Origin of the sequence: Acidovorax sp. 56 (assembly GCF_002749705.1) — a bacterium.
In the GTDB taxonomy this organism is placed as follows: domain Bacteria; phylum Pseudomonadota; class Gammaproteobacteria; order Burkholderiales; family Burkholderiaceae_C; genus Acidovorax.
This window is the reverse complement of record NZ_PEEV01000001.1, coordinates 1913718-1928647: the sequence shown is the minus strand read 5'-3', so window position 1 is coordinate 1928647 and position 14930 is coordinate 1913718. Positions and strand designations below refer to the sequence as shown.

The window sequence follows — 14930 nt, the reverse complement described above, 5'->3', positions numbered from 1 at the left end:
GTCGATATGGGCGCAAATTGTGGGCTATATTTACCCGGAATCAGCCTTAAGACGCAGCCTACAGCGCTGCGCGCATCCCCTCGGAGACCCTGCCCCATGAAAGTCAGCGACATCCTGCGCGTCAAAGGAAACACCCTCTACACCGTGACACCGGACGAGCCCTTGGCCGATGCCGCTCAGGTGATGGCCGAGAAAGACATTGGCTCGCTGGTGGTGATGGAGTTGGGTGACCTGGTGGGCATGCTCACCTTCCGCGAGGTGATCCAGGCCGTGGTGCGCAATGGGGGCTCGGTGGGCACGCTGCGGGTGCGATCGGCCATGGACGATGCGCCGCTGACCTGCACGCTGGAAACCGAGATGGACGAGGTGCGCCGCATGATGCTGGACCGCCACGCCCGCTACATGCCCGTGATGGACAAGCGCATGCTCATGGGGGTCATCAGCTTCTACGACGTAGCCAAGGCCGTGGTGGACAGCCAGAACTTTGAAAACCAGATGCTCAAGGCCTACATCCGCGACTGGCCCGCTGAGGACGACACCAAGGCCTGACAAGGCACGGTGTTTTTAGGGTGCCAATGTGATGCCTGCCCAGGTGGGGCAGGTCATCACTGGCAACCCCAGTCCCTGCCCGGCAGCATTAGGCGCAGCAGGCCGTACTAGCCCCTGGCATCCACGACGCCAGCATCTCTGCTGGCATGGGGCGGCCCAGCAAATAGCCCTGCATCACCTCGCAGCCGTGGTCTTTGAGCCAGCGGCATTGGTGCTGCGTTTCCACCCCTTCGGCAACCACCGTCATGTGCAGGCTTTTGGCGATGCTGAGCACCGAGATGGTCAGCGCCCGTGCGGTTTCGCTGTGTTCCAGGTCTTGCACAAACGATTTGTCCAGCTTGAGCTCTGCAATGGGCAGGCGGTGCAGATAGCTCAGGCTGGAATACCCGGTGCCAAAGTCATCCAGCGATAGCTTGAAGCCCTGCTGACTGAGTTGCTCGATGTTCTCCTGGGTGACGGCGCGGCCATCCATCACCACACGCTCGGTAATCTCCAGCAGCAGGTCTTGGGCACAGAGCCCGTGCTGGAGCAGGGTTGCGCTGATGCTTTGCGCAAAGCCTTTTTGGTGGAAGCTGCGGCCCGACAGGTTCAGTGCGACATGTGGCACGGCCAGGCCCGCAGCGCGCCAGGCCGTGAGCTGCGTGCAGGCCTCGTCCACCAGCCATCGCGTCAGAGGGTGGATCAGCCCCGTTTCTTCGGCCAGCGGGATGAACTGGGCTGGCGAGATGGCGCCCCATTCGGGGTGGCTCCAGCGGGCCAGGGCTTCCACGCCGTGCAGGGTGAGCACTGGGTCCGCTGTGGTCTGCGGCTGGTAGTGCAGCGTGAGCTGGCGCTGCTCCAGCGCCTGGCGCAAGGCCCTTTCCATGGCCGCGCGCTCTTGGGCGCGGCGGTTCATCTCCAGGCTGAAGAGCTGCAGGCTGTGCAGATGATCGCTTTTGGCCTGGTACATGGCCTGGTCTGCGTGCAGCAGCAGGGTGTCGATGTCGGTGCCGTCGTCTGGGTAGATGGCAATGCCGATGCTGGCGCTGGGCAGGTTGACCTGGCCCTGGATGTCCACCGGGCGGGTGATGCTGGACAGCACGCGCTGGGCCGTTTGCACCGCCTGCTGGCTGCTGCAGTTGGACAGCAGCAGCACGAATTCATCACCCGAGAGGCGACCAATGCCGTCTTGCGCACGCACGCATTCGCCCAGGCGCTGTGCCACTTCGCGCAGCAGTGCGTCGCCCGCTGCGTGGCCCTGGGTGTCATTCACCTGCTTGAACCGGTCCAGGTCCACAAAGAGCACGGCGCCGCTTTGGTGGTCTCGCTCCATCTGGGACAGGGCCCGCTCGGCATTGCTGCGGAACATGGCGCGGTTGGGCAGACCGGTGAGTGCGTCAAAAAACGCCAGTTGGTGGATGCGCTGGCGTGCGGCATCGCGCTCGATGGCCAGGGCGCACAGGTGCAGGCACACCTGCACCAGGCTTTGGTGCAGTGCGTTGGGTTCGCGGGGCTCTTTGAAGTAGAAAGCAAAGGTGCCCACCACCAGGCCCTGGTGGTCGCGGATGGGGCTGGACCAGCAGGCCTTGAGCCCGGTGGGCTGGAAGAGGGCTCGGTAGTCGTCCCAGCGGGGGTCGGTGGCAATGTCGGTGGTCACCACGGGCAGCCCCCAGTAGGCGGCGGTGCCGCACGAGCCCGCCTTGGGGCCAATGCGCAAGCCGTCCAGCGCTGCACAAATATCTGGCGGCAAGCCAGGGGCTGCCAGCGGGTGGATCAGGCCGTTGGCATCCACCGCCAGGATGGAGGCAGTGACTTCGGGGGCAATGCCTTCGACCTCTTTGCACACCTGGGCCATCAGCGCGGGCAGGCTGGTTTCGCTGACCATGCTCTCCAGCACGCGCTTTTGCAGCACTTCGTGCATCTTGGTGAGGGTGATGTCGGTCAGCACGGTGATGGACCCACCGGGCCCGCCCACGGCTTCGTCGGCCGCATTGACCACCATCGACACCCAGCGGGGCTGGCCGTCGCGGCTGTAAATGAGGGCATCGCCGTGGTAGTGCCCGTGCAGTCGCAGCCCGTTGCGAATGGCGTCGGTCAGCCCTTGCTGTGTGTGCGGCCCTTGCAGCAGGTTGCTGAGGTATTTGCCGCGAATGTCTTCCATGCTGAAGCCAAACAGGCGCGTGAAGCCGTGGTTGACGTACACGACCTGGCGGTCGCTGTTGGTCATGGCGATGGCGTTGTCGCTGCAGTCCAGGGCGTTGCGCAAAGGGCCATTGGCCAGCTCCGGCAACGGGGCCGGTGCTGGCTGCGTTGCAGCGGTGGCTGGGTCTCCGGGGGGCAGTATGGAGGCTGGCATGCGCTTCTCAGGAGGAGTCGTACCCCATGCTAGCCCTTGGCGAGCGCTCTGCCAAGCGCTGGATACGCATGCGGGACAGGTTTGCTCTGGGATAATCCTTGAATGAGCGGCAATACCCTAGGCACCCTTTTCGCTGTCACCAATTTTGGTGAATCCCATGGTCCAGCCATTGGCTGCGTGATTGACGGCTGCCCCCCCGGCATGCCGCTGACCGAGGCCGACATCCAGATCGACCTGGACCGCCGCCGCCCTGGCACCAGCCGGCACGTGACCCAGCGCAACGAACCTGACGCGGTGGAAATCCTCTCGGGCGTGTACGAGGGCAAGACCACCGGCACCCCCATTGCCCTGCTGATTCGCAACACCGACCAGCGCAGCAAAGACTACGGCAATATCGCCCAGAGCTTTCGCCCCGGCCACGCCGATTATTCGTACTGGCACAAGTACGGCATTCGCGACCCCCGGGGCGGTGGCCGCTCGTCTGCACGCCTGACGGCCCCCACCGTGGCGGCGGGCGCCGTGGCCAAAAAGTGGCTACAGCAGCAATATGGCACGCAGTTTCGTGCCTGCATGACGCAGCTGGGCGAGCTGGAGATTCCCTTCGAGAGCTGGGACCACGTGCGCAGCAACCCGTTTTTTGCCCCGGTGGCCGATGTGGCCCAGTACGAGGACTACATGGATGCCCTGCGCAAAGCGGGTGATTCGTGCGGTGCGCGCATCCGGGTGCAGGCCACGGGTGTGCCAGTGGGCTTGGGCGAGCCCTTGTACGACAAGCTGGATGCCGACATTGCCTTTGTCATGATGGGGCTCAATGCCGTCAAGGGCGTGGAGATTGGTGCCGGTTTTGCCAGCGTGGCCCAGCGGGGCACCACGCATGGCGATTCGATGGCGCCTAACGGCTTTCTCTCGAACAACGCGGGCGGTGTGCTCGGCGGCATTAGCACCGGGCAAGACCTGGAAGTGAGCATTGCCATTAAACCCACCAGCTCCATCATCAGCCCGCGCGACTCCATTGACATCCACGGCAACCCCACCGAAGTCATCACCAAGGGCCGCCACGACCCGTGCGTGGGCATCCGTGCGGCCCCTATCGCAGAAGCGCTGCTGGCGCTGGTGGTGATGGACCATGCCCTGCGTCACCGCGCCCAGTGCGGCGATGTGGTGCACGACGTGGCACCGATCAAAGCCTCGTTCCTCTGAAGACCCGCACGGCCTGTGCGCAATTTGCAGCGTGATGGCATGGGCGTTGCTGCGCGGGCACGTTGTGCCTGCGCGGCCTGACAGGCATGAACAGGCTGCGCACGGCCTGGGCGAGCCGCCCCTTGCTGCCATTTGCTGCGCTGTCGGCCAGCTATTTTGCGCACATCGGGTTCTTTAACCCGTACCTTCCGCTGTGGCTCAAAAGCCTGGGCTTGCCATTGCTCACCATCAGCGTGCTGACGTCGGTGCAGTCCCTCACGCGGCTGTTTGCGCCCTATGGCTGGGGCATGCTCAGCGACCACACAGGCGAGCGGGTGCGCTGGCTGCGCTTGTGTGCCACGGTGGCCTTGGTGGTGTCGCTGGGCTTGTGGTGGGAGGCTGGTGTGTTCTGGCTGGCTGCTGTGCTGCTGCTCATGTTCACCCACACCAGCGCCATGATGCCCATGAGCGAGGCTGCCATGGCGCACCTGGTCAGCCAGGGTGGCAGCTTTGATGCGCGGCGCTATGGCCGGGTGCGGCTGTGGGGCTCGCTGGGCTTTTTGGTCACGGTGTTTGCGGCTGGGGCCTGGTTTGAGCGCCATGGTATGGCGCATTTCCCGGGCTGGACGCTGGGCACCTTGCTGGCCGTGGTGGTCAGCACCTGGCTGCTGCCGGGGCTCAAGGAAGACGCTGCCGAGGCCGCTACGCCCGGCACCCTGAACCCGCCTGTGTGGCCGGTGCTGTGCCAGCCCGTGGTGCGGTGGTTTTTTGCGTCCGCGTTTTTCCATGTGCTGGCGCACATGGCGGTGTATGTGTTTTTTTCGCTGTACCTGGACGCGCTGGGTTACGCCAAATCCACCATTGGCATTTTGTGGGCGGTGTCGGTGGTGGTCGAGATCGTCTGGTTCTTTACCCAAAGCCGGTGGCTGCCGCGTTGGCCCTTGACGGGCTGGCTGCTGGTGTGCGCTGCCGCCATGGCTTTGCGCATGGGCATGACGGCGGCAGGCGGCGAGTGGTGGGCGGTGTTGTGCGCTGCGCAGGTGCTGCACGCCCTGACGTTTGCCGCGCACCACACGGCGTGCATTGCGTTGCTGTCGCAGTTCTTTCCAGGGCGTTTGCGTGGCCGGGGGCAGGCGCTGTACTCGGTGCTGGCCTATGGCCTGCCAGGGGTGCTGGGGGCCTTGGCCGGTGGCGCGGTGGGCGCGGCGCTGGGTCTGGCCTCGGTGTACTGGCTGGCCATGGGCAGCAGCCTGCTGGCCTGTGTGTGTGCGTGGAGGGTGGGGCGGCTGGCTGCCCGCCTTCCGCAGTGAATAGGGAGAGATGACATGAATCAGATTCAAACGGGCAAAGTGCGATGGGTGGGTGCTGCGGCCTGCGTGCTGGCTGCGGCCGCATTGGTGGGCTGTGCCCATGGCCCTGAAGCGGGCCCGGCGACGCAGCCCAGCGCGGTAGCCCCCGGCGCCGCCACGATGGACATCGGGCTGATCGCATTCAATGACCTGCATGGCAACCTGGAGCCACCGCACATCGCAGTGCCCATCCGTGGTGCCGCTGGCGTCGAACGCGTGCCTGCCGGTGGAGCGGCCTACCTGGCCAGTGCCATCGCCCAGCTCAAGTCGCGCAACCCGCACCACGCCGTGATCACGGCCGGGGACATGGTGGGGGCCTCTCCCTTGGTCTCGGCCTTGTTTCTGGACGAGCCCACCATCGAAGTGGTGAACCACATGCAGATCGACTTTTCTGCCGTGGGCAACCATGAGTTTGACCGGGGCTGGCAGGAACTGCTGCGCCTGCAGCGGGGCGGCTGCGAGAAGTTCACGGTGCGCGAGCCTTGCCAGATCAGCAAGCCCTTTGAGGGTGCGCGTTTTGGCTTTCTGGCCGCCAACACCCTGCGTGAAGACGGGCAGCCGCTGCTGCCTGCCACGGGTATCAAGCGCTTTACCCAAGGCGGGGTGACCGTGACCGTGGGCTTCATCGGTATGACCCTCAAGGCCACGCCCACCATGGTCAGCCCCTCGGGGGTGAAGGGCCTGCGCTTTGAAGACGAGGCGAGCACCGCCAATGCGCTGATTCCCCAGCTGCGTGCCCAAGGCGCCGATGTGATTGTGGTGGCCATCCATGAAGGCGGCTATACCAACGCCAAGGTGCTGGAGCAGAGCTGCTCGGGCATCAACGGCGACATCGTGCCCATCCTGGAGCGGCTGGACCCTGCGGTGGATGTGGTGGTGTCGGGCCACACCCACCAGGCCTACGTGTGCGACTACGGCCGGGTAAACCCCTCACGGCCATTTTTGCTGACCAGTGCGGGGCAATATGGCTCGTTGGTGACCGAGGTGGCTTTGCAGGTGGACCTGAGCACCCGCCGCGTCGTGCGCAAGACGGCACACAACCACATCGTGCAAGGCGAGGCCTTTACCGGCAGCCAGGGGCTGGTGCCGCTGAACCCGGCCGTGCCAGCCTTCACTGCAGACCCCTTCGTGCACCAACTGGTGGCCCGCTACCGCACTGCGGCCGAGCCGCTGGCCCAGCGGCCTGTGGGGCGGGCCAGCGCCCCGGTGCTGCGGGCGCGTGCCGCATCCCAGGAAAGCGCGCTGGGCAACCTGATTGCCGACGCGCAGCTGGCCGCGACCCAGGCGCCCGACAAGGGCGGCGCCCAGCTGTCGTTCATGAACCCCGGCGGCCTGCGTGCCGACCTGGTGCCTGATGCCCAGGGCCGCTTGAGCTATGGGCAGCTGTTCAGCGTGCAGCCCTTTGGCAACAACATCATGGTGCGCACCTACACCGGGGCTCAGATTCGCGCGGTGCTGGAGCAGCAGTTCAGCGGCGGCACCAGCCGGCCAGAGGCACCCCGGGTGCTGTCGGTGTCTGAAGGCTTTGGCTACCGGTACGACCTTTCGCAACCTGCGGGGGCTCGCATCAGCCACATGACTTTGCACGGCAAGCCGCTGGAAGAGGGCGCCCAGGTGCGCGTGGCCATCAGCAGCTTTCTGGCCAGTGGGGGCGATGGGTTCACCGTATTTTCTGAGGGGCGTGACACCCTGGGGGGGGATCAGGACCTGGATGCCCTGGAGGCCTATGTGCGGGCGCAGAACCCGGTGGTGCCGCCTGCCACCGATCGCATTCAGCGGGTGGTGCGCTGATGGGTTGAGGGGCTTCGCCCTGCGAGGTGGCTACCAGGTCTACGGACCCGGCCCACTGCGGGGTGAGCCCGCCGCCTGGGATGGATGCCTGTGGGATCGTTGCCTCGCACCGCACATCAGGCGGCAAGCGCGCTGGGGCTTTTGCTGGAGGTTTAAGCCAAATAGGCCTCTAGCGCTTTTCGTTAAAGCGCTGGCAGCTATAAATTTGGTAGCGGTCGGGCGCTGGGCTACCGAAGAAGTGGACTGACTGGAGTGCAGTCTGCGGCAGCTTTGCCCTGGGTCGCCAATGCGAGGTGCAGTGACTTACTTGCGTACTTCGTCTACGAGTGCCCGGAACTCATCAATGTCTTCAAAGCTGCGGTACACGCTCGCAAAGCGGATGTAGGCGACCTTGTCGAGCTTCTTGAGCTCGCGCATCACCAACTCGCCGATGCGGCCCGAGTTCACTTCGCGCTGGCCCAGGTTCAGCAGCTTTTCTTCAATGCGCTCAATGGCGCTGTCGATCTGCTCGGTGCTCACCGGGCGCTTGCGCAACGCCAGGTTGAAGGAGGCGAGCAGCTTGCCGCGCTCGTACTCGATGCGGCGGCCGTCTTTTTTGACGATGGCTGGGAAGTTCACTTCCGGCCGTTCGTAGGTGGTAAAGCGCTTGTCGCACGCGCCGCACTGGCGGCGACGGCGAATGAACACCCCGTCTTCAGACACCCGTGTTTCAACGACTTGCGTTTCCAGGTGGCTGCAGAAGGGGCATTTCATGGTCGCTGGTCGCTAACGGCTTGACGGCTTAGCGGTAGACAGGGAAGCGTGCGGTCAGGGCGTTGACCTTGGCGCGCACGGCGGCGATGTTGGCTTCATCGCGTGGGTTGTCCAGCACGTCGGCGATCAGGTTCGCGGTGATGCGGGCTTCTTCTTCCTTGAAGCCGCGTGTGGTCATAGCAGGGGTGCCAATGCGCACGCCGCTGGTCACCATCGGCTTTTCAGGGTCGTTGGGGATCGCGTTCTTGTTGATGGTCATGTGGGCGGCGCCCAGCACGGCCTCGGCTTCCTTGCCGGTGATGCCCTTGGCGCGCAGGTCGACCAGCATCACGTGGCTTTGTGTGCCGCCCGACACAATGCGCAGGCCGCGTGCGGTCAGCGTCTCGGCCACGACCTTGGCGTTCTTGGCCACTTGTTCCTGGTAGGCCTTGAACTCGGGCTGCATTGCTTCCTTGAAGGCCACGGCCTTGGCTGCGATCACGTGCATCAGCGGGCCGCCTTGCAGGCCAGGGAAGATGGCGCTGTTGATGGCCTTCTCGTGCTCGGCCTTCATCAGGATGATGCCGCCACGGGGGCCGCGCAGGCTCTTGTGGGTGGTGGATGTGACCACATCAGCGTGGGGCACGGGGTTGGGGTACACGCCCGCAGCGATCAGGCCCGCGTAGTGGGCCATGTCCACCATGAAGATCGCGCCGATTTCCTTGGCGATCTTGGCGAAGCGGGCAAAGTCGATGTGCAGGCTGTAGGCGGATGCACCGGCCACGATGAGCTTGGGCTTGTGTTCGCGGGCCTTGGCTTCCATTGCGTCGTAGTCAATGGCTTCGTTCTTGTCCAGGCCGTAGCTGACCACGTTGAACCACTTGCCCGACATGTTCAGCGGCATGCCGTGTGTCAGGTGGCCGCCTTCGGCCAGGCTCATGCCCATGATGGTGTCGCCGGGCTTCAAGAAGGCCAGGAACACGGCTTCGTTGGCAGATGCGCCGCAGTGGGGCTGCACGTTGGCGGCGTCGGCGCCGAAGATCTTCTTGACGCGGTCAATGGCCAGTTGCTCGGCCACATCCACATGCTCGCAGCCACCGTAGTAGCGCTTGCCTGGGTAGCCTTCGGCGTACTTGTTGGTGAGCTGGGTGCCTTGCGCCCACATCACGGCGGGGGAGGCGTAGTTCTCGCTGGCGATCAGCTCGATGTGGTGCTCTTGGCGGGCGTTTTCAGCCTGGATGGCGGCAAACAGCTCGGGATCGGTTTGTTCGACAAGAATATTGCGGTCGTACATGGTGTTGGCAGTCCTATGAACTTGTGTCCCTTGAAACAAGGGCTGCCCAGGCGAACGGCGGAACGCAAAGTCTTGGGACCTTGCGGCACGCTCCCCAGTGGTTCACAAGAAGCAGGTTCTTGCTGGTTTCCACGTCAGCGGCAACACCCGTGAGGGCCTTGCGCCTATCGCCAGTTGCGTACCCGCGTAGTGTAGCTGAGGTCTGGGGACTGCCACTTTGCCTGACTTTGCTGTGGGGCTGTGCGAAGCAATGTGCTCCCGCTGCGGGCCATGGCGGTGCCTTGGTGGCCCCCTGACCAGGGCTGTCAGAGCCCGGTCGTGAGCAGCGCGACCTTGCTGTCGTTCCCTGCTGCGGAAGGCGTGTTGCGCGAGGTGGCGGGGGTTGCCTGGGCTGGTGTCGCTGGCGCCTGGGTTGACAGCATCGTTGGTGCGTTCAGTGGCACCGAGCGGCCGCTGGCCACTTGCTTCAGGCGGGCATGTTCGGCCATCACCTTGGCGGTGTAGCCGCCGTCGTCTGGCAGGTTGGCTGCGCCCACGTAGTAGCGCAGCCCGCCTTCGATCGAGCCTGCACGTGCAATGCATTCCTGCAGCACTTTGACGCCAACCCGGAGGTTGGAGACGGGATCAAACGCGGCAAAGTGACCGCCAAAATTCTGGTACTTCTCGGTGTGCACCGTGGTCATCACTTGCATGAGGCCCTGCGCACCCACCGCGCTTTGCGCAAAGGGGTTGAAGTTGGACTCAATCGCCATGATGGCGAGGATGAGCGTGGGGTCCAGCTTGGTACGCCCGCCGATTTCGTAGGCTTCTGCCACAAGCGCGCTCAGGGGCTCCGCTGCCACCTTGTATTTTTTGCTGAGCCAGAAGGCTACCGCAGCCTGCTCTTTGGGCAGGTCTTTGGGGTTGCTGGCCGTGGCGCGCTCGCTGGCCTCGGGCTCAACGGGCATGCCAATGGCTGCGACCTGCCGGGCCTGAAGCCAGCCCATGAGCTGCTCCTCGCCGGCTTGGCGCAGGTCGGGTCGGGCCGTCAAAGTGATGGCCACAAAGGCAACGGCCAAGCCGATGAGGGCAAAGCTGTTGTGGGTGATCTCAAGAAAACCGTTGGTCACATCGGCAACGAAGGTTCGTACGCCGGAGACTATTTTTCCTGACGCTGTCATAGCTCTTCCTTTCTGAGGCGGATTCCGCACGGGGCGCCTGCCGGTGTTGGCAGTGCGGTTGCGGGTGTCCGCTTGGATTGGTACGCCATCAAACTCTGTGTCGGTGCGATCGCAGGTTGCGACGCTGGCAGAGTTGACTTAGCCGGGTTCGGCAGCGGGTTGGGGTTTTTACCAGCCTTGGTTTTGAAGGCTGGCGGATTCTAGGAGGGTACTTAATTCATGGTCAATACTATCAAAAATTGTTTTAAGACATAAAAATTATAAAAATACTGTGATTGCATCCATATTTTTGACGGAAGAAGTGCTTTGTGGCCTCGGTTTGTCGAGGAGAGGGTGTTGTTTGAAAGATTTTTTCAATCAATTGATTTGTGGTGATTGAAATTGCTGTTTGAAGCGGTTGGCGTAGTTTGTTAACGTGGAGGCGCCTGAAAGATCAGGCATCGCCGGACGAAGCCAAATCTCCCTCCAACCGCATTCAGTGCCTAGGTGCAGCAGACGAGGCTTTCATGGCACCCCATGGGGGCAATCCATTGCCCCCTCGCAGCGGGGACGTGAACCTCCGCGTTGCGAAGCGATGGCAAAGACCGTTGTGTCAGCCGTCAAGCCCGGTGAGCAAGCCACATGGCCGTGTTCATCGGGCTTTCTTGTTTGTGGGCTGGCGCTTGGTGTGGTTGACACCCCTTGGGTTTTTCCTCGGCTCCAGGGGCTGTCAATCGGTGCCTTTGCATATATATAGATAATGGGCGCTGTTGCCCTTGGGGTTGCCCTAGACCCTGGTCACTGGCCAGCAGGGTTGCTGTGCATGGGCAGGGGGTGTTTGTGCCATGTCATGTTGATCGGGCGGATGCCCGGGCATCATCCCCACGCAGGTCGGTTGGCCTGTCTGTGACAATAGTTTCTTTTGCCATGGCCTGTCTGTAAGGCCGGTGCCATGGCTGGTCTGGTTAGGGGTGTTGGCCTCCAGGCCCCATTCGTTTTTGATTGATCCATGTTTCCTTTTTTTTCCCGCAGCAAAATGTCTGAAGCCCCTGAAGTGAATCCGGCCCCGGCCAAAACCCAAGAGTTGCACCCGCTGGACGCACTGACTGGTGGTGCTTTTTCAGCAGCGACCTCTGGTGAGCGCGCTTCGCGTATCCGCGATTGGCTCACCACGCAGCCGGCGCCTGAGCAACTGCAAGAGGTGTTCAAGGAGCTGAGTGGCCGGGACAAGGGCGCGGCCCGCGCGGTGCGCGAGCGTCTGGATGAGATTCGCCGGGCCAAGGGGCAAGAAGCGATCGCGGCCGAGTGGGCCGAGAAAGCCCAGGCACTGCTGGCGGCCTCCAAGCTCAACATCGCTGACGCTTTGGCCTGGCAGCGGGATGCGGCCAAGGCAGGTGCGCCTCTGTCGCGTGAGCCCCTGTCTGTGCTCAAGGTGCAAATTGCCGACCGCGTCAAGGTGATTGAAGACCTGCAGCACCGTGTTCAGGTGCAGCGCGAAGCGGCCGTACTGCTCGCGCAGCGCATTGAAGTGCTATCGACCAAATCTTGGCGTGATGCGCAGGCCGCCTTGGAATTGCTGGGGGCGGATGTCGCCCGTTGGCAAGAGCAAGCCCTTGGTCTGGCGGGCGATGCCAGCTGGGCCAGTGTGGAAGCCCGCTTTCCCCCGCTGTTGGATGCTTCCAAGTCCCAGCTGCTGGTGGTGTGGGAGGCATTTCAGCCTGCGCTGGCCCAAGCGGTTGCGGCGGCTGAGGATGCCAATGCCCCACTGCCGCCTGTGCCTGTGTGGGCTGATGAGTTGCGTGTGGCGCGGGGCCTGCCCTCTGAGGCGGCTGCCGCAGCGGCCAAGGCGGCCCGTCCGGCCAAGCCCAAGGTGGCCCCCGAGGTGCGCGACAAGGCGGTGCAGGCCGTACGCGAAGCGCTGGTCGTGCTGGAAAAGGAAACTGCCGAAGGCCACGGCAAGGCCAGCGCGGGTGCGGCTGCCGCTTTGCGTGCCGTGCTGAAGGTCCATGGCAAGCACCTGGATGCCGCGTTGGAGCAGCAGGTGCATGCTGCCTTGGTGGCTGCTGGTGAGCTGGAAGGCTGGCAGCGTTGGAGTGCCGATCAGGTGCGTGAAGAGTTGGTTGCCAAGGCCGAAGCGCTGCTCAATCGCCCTGAAGGCCAGGCCTTGGGTGGGCGCAAGATGCAGGAGACCCTGCGCCAGCTGCGTGAGCAATGGAAGCAAGCCGACCAGGGTGGCGCACCCAACCACGGGCTGTGGAAGAAGTTTGACGAGGCCTGCAATGCAGCCCACAAAGTGGTGGAAGCATGGCTGGACAAGATCCGGGCGGAGGCTGCTGAGCACAAGGCCCAGCGCCTGGCTTTGATCGAAGAGGTCAAGGCCTGGGCCCAGGAGCATGCAGCGTCTGGCGATTGGAAGGGCATCCATCGTGCGCTGTACCAGTTTGGCGACCGTTGGCGCGAAAGCGGTCATATCGGTGAAAAGCTGTTTGCCGAGTTGCAGCCGTTGTGGAAGCAGGCCATTGCCGCCGCTGCCGCGCCGTTTGAGGCAGCCCAGAAGGAAAGTCTGGCCCGGCGCCATGCCATGATTGAAGAGGCTACGGCCTTGGGCGCCGCGCCTATGTTGCGCATTGATGCGGTCAAGGCGCTGCAGCAGCGCTGGCAAGGCGAGGCACAGTCTGTGCCTCTGGACCGCAAGCACGAACAAAAGCTGTGGGATGCTTTCCGTAAGCCGATTGATGAGGCGTTCAATCGCAAGTCTGCAGACCGTGAGCGCGCAGTGACTGAGTTGAGTGCCAGAGACCGTGTGGTGGTGGATGCCTCCAAGGCGCTGGAGGCTGCTAACGCCACGGGTGACGCACAGCAGATTCGCTCTGCCATGCAGGCCCTGGAGGCTGCTTTGCGTGGACAAGCGCAAGCTGCCCAAGCCGTGGAGACGGCGCAAAAAGATGAGTCAAATCAGGCGCCAGCGCCCGTTGAATCAGCGCAAGATGCTCCTAAAGAAGGAGCGGTTGAGACTTCTTCAGAAACTTCTGAGGACGTGGCGACCCCTGCGCCTGTTGCAGCGCCCAAGCCAGTGGCCCGTCCAGTGGTGGCTGTGCGTGGTGATGATCGACCCGGTATGAAAAAAGAAGCCCCGGCCGCCCCCGGTCGTGGAGCACGCCCAGGTGATCGCCGCGATGCGCGCCCTGGTGACCGCGATGCCAATCGTGGTCCTCGCACGGAGGGGCGTTTCGGTGATCGCAATGACCGTCCAGGCCGCTTTGGCGACCGTGCAGAGCGCGAAGACCGTGGCCCTCGTCTGGGGGACGCTGCTTTCCGAGCCCAGCGCGATGCCATGGAGCATGCCCAGCAAGCGCTGAAAAAGTTGGCGGCACAGGCCCATGGCGAAGCCCTGACCCAGTTGCTGTCGGCCTGGGAAAAGCGCGATGCGGCGCAGGTGCCCAGCGCTCAGGATCTGGGCGGGCGTGTCACGCCAGCCGTTCGCTCTGCCTGGACGCAGGCTTTGTCTGCAGCGCCCAAGGGTGATGCGGCCCAGGCGCTGTTGCGCTTGGAAATGGCTGCGGAAGTGCCCACTCCGGCAGAGCACATTGCCGCTCGCCGCATGCTGCAACTGCAATTGCTCACGCGCCGCAACGATCCAGCGCCAGACCAAACCTGGGGCGCTGATGCAGCCCAGGTGTTGGCCAGTGCCAGCGACGCCGCCGGTGCACGGCGTTTGCAAAATGTGCTGAAGGCATTGCTGCGCAAGTAACTCTGCTCATGCCCGCTGCTGCGCTGTGCATCCGCACCTTCGACTCGACTGACGAGTCGGAGGTGGTGGCGCTTTGGCATGCCTGCGGGCTGGTGCGCCCCTGGAATGATCCGTACAAGGATATCGAGCGTAAACGAAGCTTTCAGCCCGGACTTTTTTTGGTGGCCACGCAGGCTGATGCGGCGGGTGTGGAGGTGTTGGTCGGATCTGCCATGGCGGGGTACGACGGTCACCGTGGATCGGTGTACTACCTTGCTGTCGCGCCAGGGCATCAGCGGGCGGCTTTGGGTCGTCGGCTGATGCAGGAAGTGGAGCAGCGTCTGCTGGCGCTAGGCTGCCCCAAGGTCAATGTGCTGGTGCGGACCAGCAATGTGCAGGTGCTTGGCTTTTATGACGCGCTGGGTTACGCGCGGGATGAGGCTTTTTGCCTTGGCAAGCGATTGATCCCTGACCATTGAGTGCGGATTGGGTGCTCTGGTGTGTCAGCGTGATCTTGCTCCAGTGTCGACCCTGAACCATCCTTCTTTCTCTCCTGAGTTTCGGCGAGGTCTGTAACGCATTTGGCATGCGTGGAGGCCAATGGGCTGCGGCGAGGTACTTTGCCAAAAAGGGTTAGCGCAAAACAAAAAAGCCGTTGCATGTGCAACGGCTTTTTAATGATTTGGTGCCCAGGAGAGGACTCGAACCTCCACGATGTTACTCGCTAGTACCTGAAACTAGTGCGTCTACCAATTCCGCCACCTGGGCATTTCAGGAAAGATTTGAATTATAGAACAGGTTTTTCCTGTTTTTATAAGTTGTCTTGATTTTT

10 protein-coding genes, 1 tRNA gene and 1 riboswitch are annotated in these 14930 nt (G+C 63.2%); of the genes, 6 read left to right on the top strand and 5 right to left on the bottom strand.

From position 1 onward, the window contains the following. The first annotated feature begins 96 nt into the window (after positions 1-96). Positions 97-549 carry a CBS domain-containing protein gene (locus CLU88_RS08520; protein WP_099656219.1) on the top strand — a complete coding sequence of 151 codons (453 nt, stop codon included), beginning with the start codon at positions 97-99 and terminating at the stop codon, positions 547-549. Positions 550-637: 88 nt separating this feature from the next. On the opposite strand, the gene CLU88_RS08515 is transcribed toward CLU88_RS08520, so the two are convergent. After that, positions 638-2884, bottom strand: a complete 2247-nt coding sequence (locus CLU88_RS08515) for an EAL domain-containing protein (RefSeq protein WP_099656218.1) — start codon at positions 2882-2884, stop codon at positions 638-640. Positions 2885-2986: 102 nt separating this feature from the next. Between CLU88_RS08515 and aroC the strand changes: the two genes are divergently transcribed. The 3 genes from aroC to CLU88_RS08500 all read left to right on the top strand — a co-directional run bounded on the left by aroC (position 2987) and on the right by CLU88_RS08500 (position 7203). After that, on the top strand, positions 2987-4084 hold the full coding sequence (aroC, locus tag CLU88_RS08510; RefSeq protein ID WP_099656217.1) for a chorismate synthase: 1098 nt from the start codon (positions 2987-2989) through the stop codon (positions 4082-4084). A gap of 86 nt (positions 4085-4170) precedes the next feature. Beyond that, the gene (locus CLU88_RS08505) at positions 4171-5373 is read left to right on the top strand and encodes an MFS transporter (protein WP_099658733.1); all 1203 of its coding nucleotides are present in this window, start codon (positions 4171-4173) and stop codon (positions 5371-5373) included. A 15-nt stretch (positions 5374-5388) separates the two neighbouring features. After that, positions 5389-7203, top strand: coding sequence for a bifunctional UDP-sugar hydrolase/5'-nucleotidase (locus CLU88_RS08500; protein ID WP_099656216.1), 1815 nt, complete (start codon positions 5389-5391; stop codon positions 7201-7203). A 303-nt stretch (positions 7204-7506) separates the two neighbouring features. Here CLU88_RS08500 and nrdR read toward each other — a convergent pair whose 3' ends face one another. The 3 genes from nrdR to CLU88_RS08485 all read right to left on the bottom strand — a co-directional run bounded on the left by nrdR (position 7507) and on the right by CLU88_RS08485 (position 10389). Continuing rightward, on the bottom strand, positions 7507-7956 hold the full coding sequence (nrdR, locus tag CLU88_RS08495) for a transcriptional regulator NrdR (protein ID WP_044402746.1): 450 nt from the start codon (positions 7954-7956) through the stop codon (positions 7507-7509). Positions 7957-7984: 28 nt separating this feature from the next. After that, the gene (glyA, locus tag CLU88_RS08490) at positions 7985-9229 is read right to left on the bottom strand and encodes a serine hydroxymethyltransferase (RefSeq protein ID WP_099656215.1); all 1245 of its coding nucleotides are present in this window, start codon (positions 9227-9229) and stop codon (positions 7985-7987) included. Positions 9230-9266: 37 nt separating this feature from the next. Next, positions 9267-9417, bottom strand: a riboswitch (ZMP/ZTP riboswitch). Positions 9418-9534: 117 nt separating this feature from the next. Beyond that, positions 9535-10389, bottom strand: coding sequence for a lytic transglycosylase domain-containing protein (locus CLU88_RS08485; RefSeq protein ID WP_099656214.1), 855 nt, complete (start codon positions 10387-10389; stop codon positions 9535-9537). 988 nt (positions 10390-11377) lie between these two features. Between CLU88_RS08485 and CLU88_RS08480 the strand changes: the two genes are divergently transcribed. Both CLU88_RS08480 and CLU88_RS08475 read left to right on the top strand, forming a co-directional pair. Continuing rightward, positions 11378-14119, top strand: coding sequence for a DUF349 domain-containing protein (locus CLU88_RS08480; RefSeq protein ID WP_099656213.1), 2742 nt, complete (start codon positions 11378-11380; stop codon positions 14117-14119). Positions 14120-14127: 8 nt separating this feature from the next. Then, positions 14128-14577, top strand: a complete 450-nt coding sequence (locus CLU88_RS08475) for a GNAT family acetyltransferase (protein ID WP_099656212.1) — start codon at positions 14128-14130, stop codon at positions 14575-14577. 204 nt (positions 14578-14781) lie between these two features. Here the strand turns inward: CLU88_RS08475 and CLU88_RS08470 are convergent. Further along, a tRNA-Leu gene (locus tag CLU88_RS08470) sits at positions 14782-14866 on the bottom strand. Positions 14867-14930: the final 64 nt, after the last annotated feature.

What these genes read in the sequence shown, in the direction of transcription:
- CLU88_RS08520 (WP_099656219.1), top strand. Translation starts at nt 97, where the DNA reads ATGAAAGTCAGCGACATCCTGCGCGTCAAAGGAAACACCCTCTACACC.
- CLU88_RS08515 (WP_099656218.1), bottom strand. Translation starts at nt 2,884, where the DNA reads ATGCCAGCCTCCATACTGCCCCCCGGAGACCCAGCCACCGCTGCAACG.
- aroC (WP_099656217.1), top strand. Translation starts at nt 2,987, where the DNA reads ATGAGCGGCAATACCCTAGGCACCCTTTTCGCTGTCACCAATTTTGGT.
- CLU88_RS08505 (WP_099658733.1), top strand. Translation starts at nt 4,171, where the DNA reads ATGAACAGGCTGCGCACGGCCTGGGCGAGCCGCCCCTTGCTGCCATTT.
- CLU88_RS08500 (WP_099656216.1), top strand. Translation starts at nt 5,389, where the DNA reads ATGAATCAGATTCAAACGGGCAAAGTGCGATGGGTGGGTGCTGCGGCC.
- nrdR (WP_044402746.1), bottom strand. Translation starts at nt 7,956, where the DNA reads ATGAAATGCCCCTTCTGCAGCCACCTGGAAACGCAAGTCGTTGAAACA.
- glyA (WP_099656215.1), bottom strand. Translation starts at nt 9,229, where the DNA reads ATGTACGACCGCAATATTCTTGTCGAACAAACCGATCCCGAGCTGTTT.
- CLU88_RS08485 (WP_099656214.1), bottom strand. Translation starts at nt 10,389, where the DNA reads ATGACAGCGTCAGGAAAAATAGTCTCCGGCGTACGAACCTTCGTTGCC.
- CLU88_RS08480 (WP_099656213.1), top strand. Translation starts at nt 11,378, where the DNA reads ATGTTTCCTTTTTTTTCCCGCAGCAAAATGTCTGAAGCCCCTGAAGTG.
- CLU88_RS08475 (WP_099656212.1), top strand. Translation starts at nt 14,128, where the DNA reads ATGCCCGCTGCTGCGCTGTGCATCCGCACCTTCGACTCGACTGACGAG.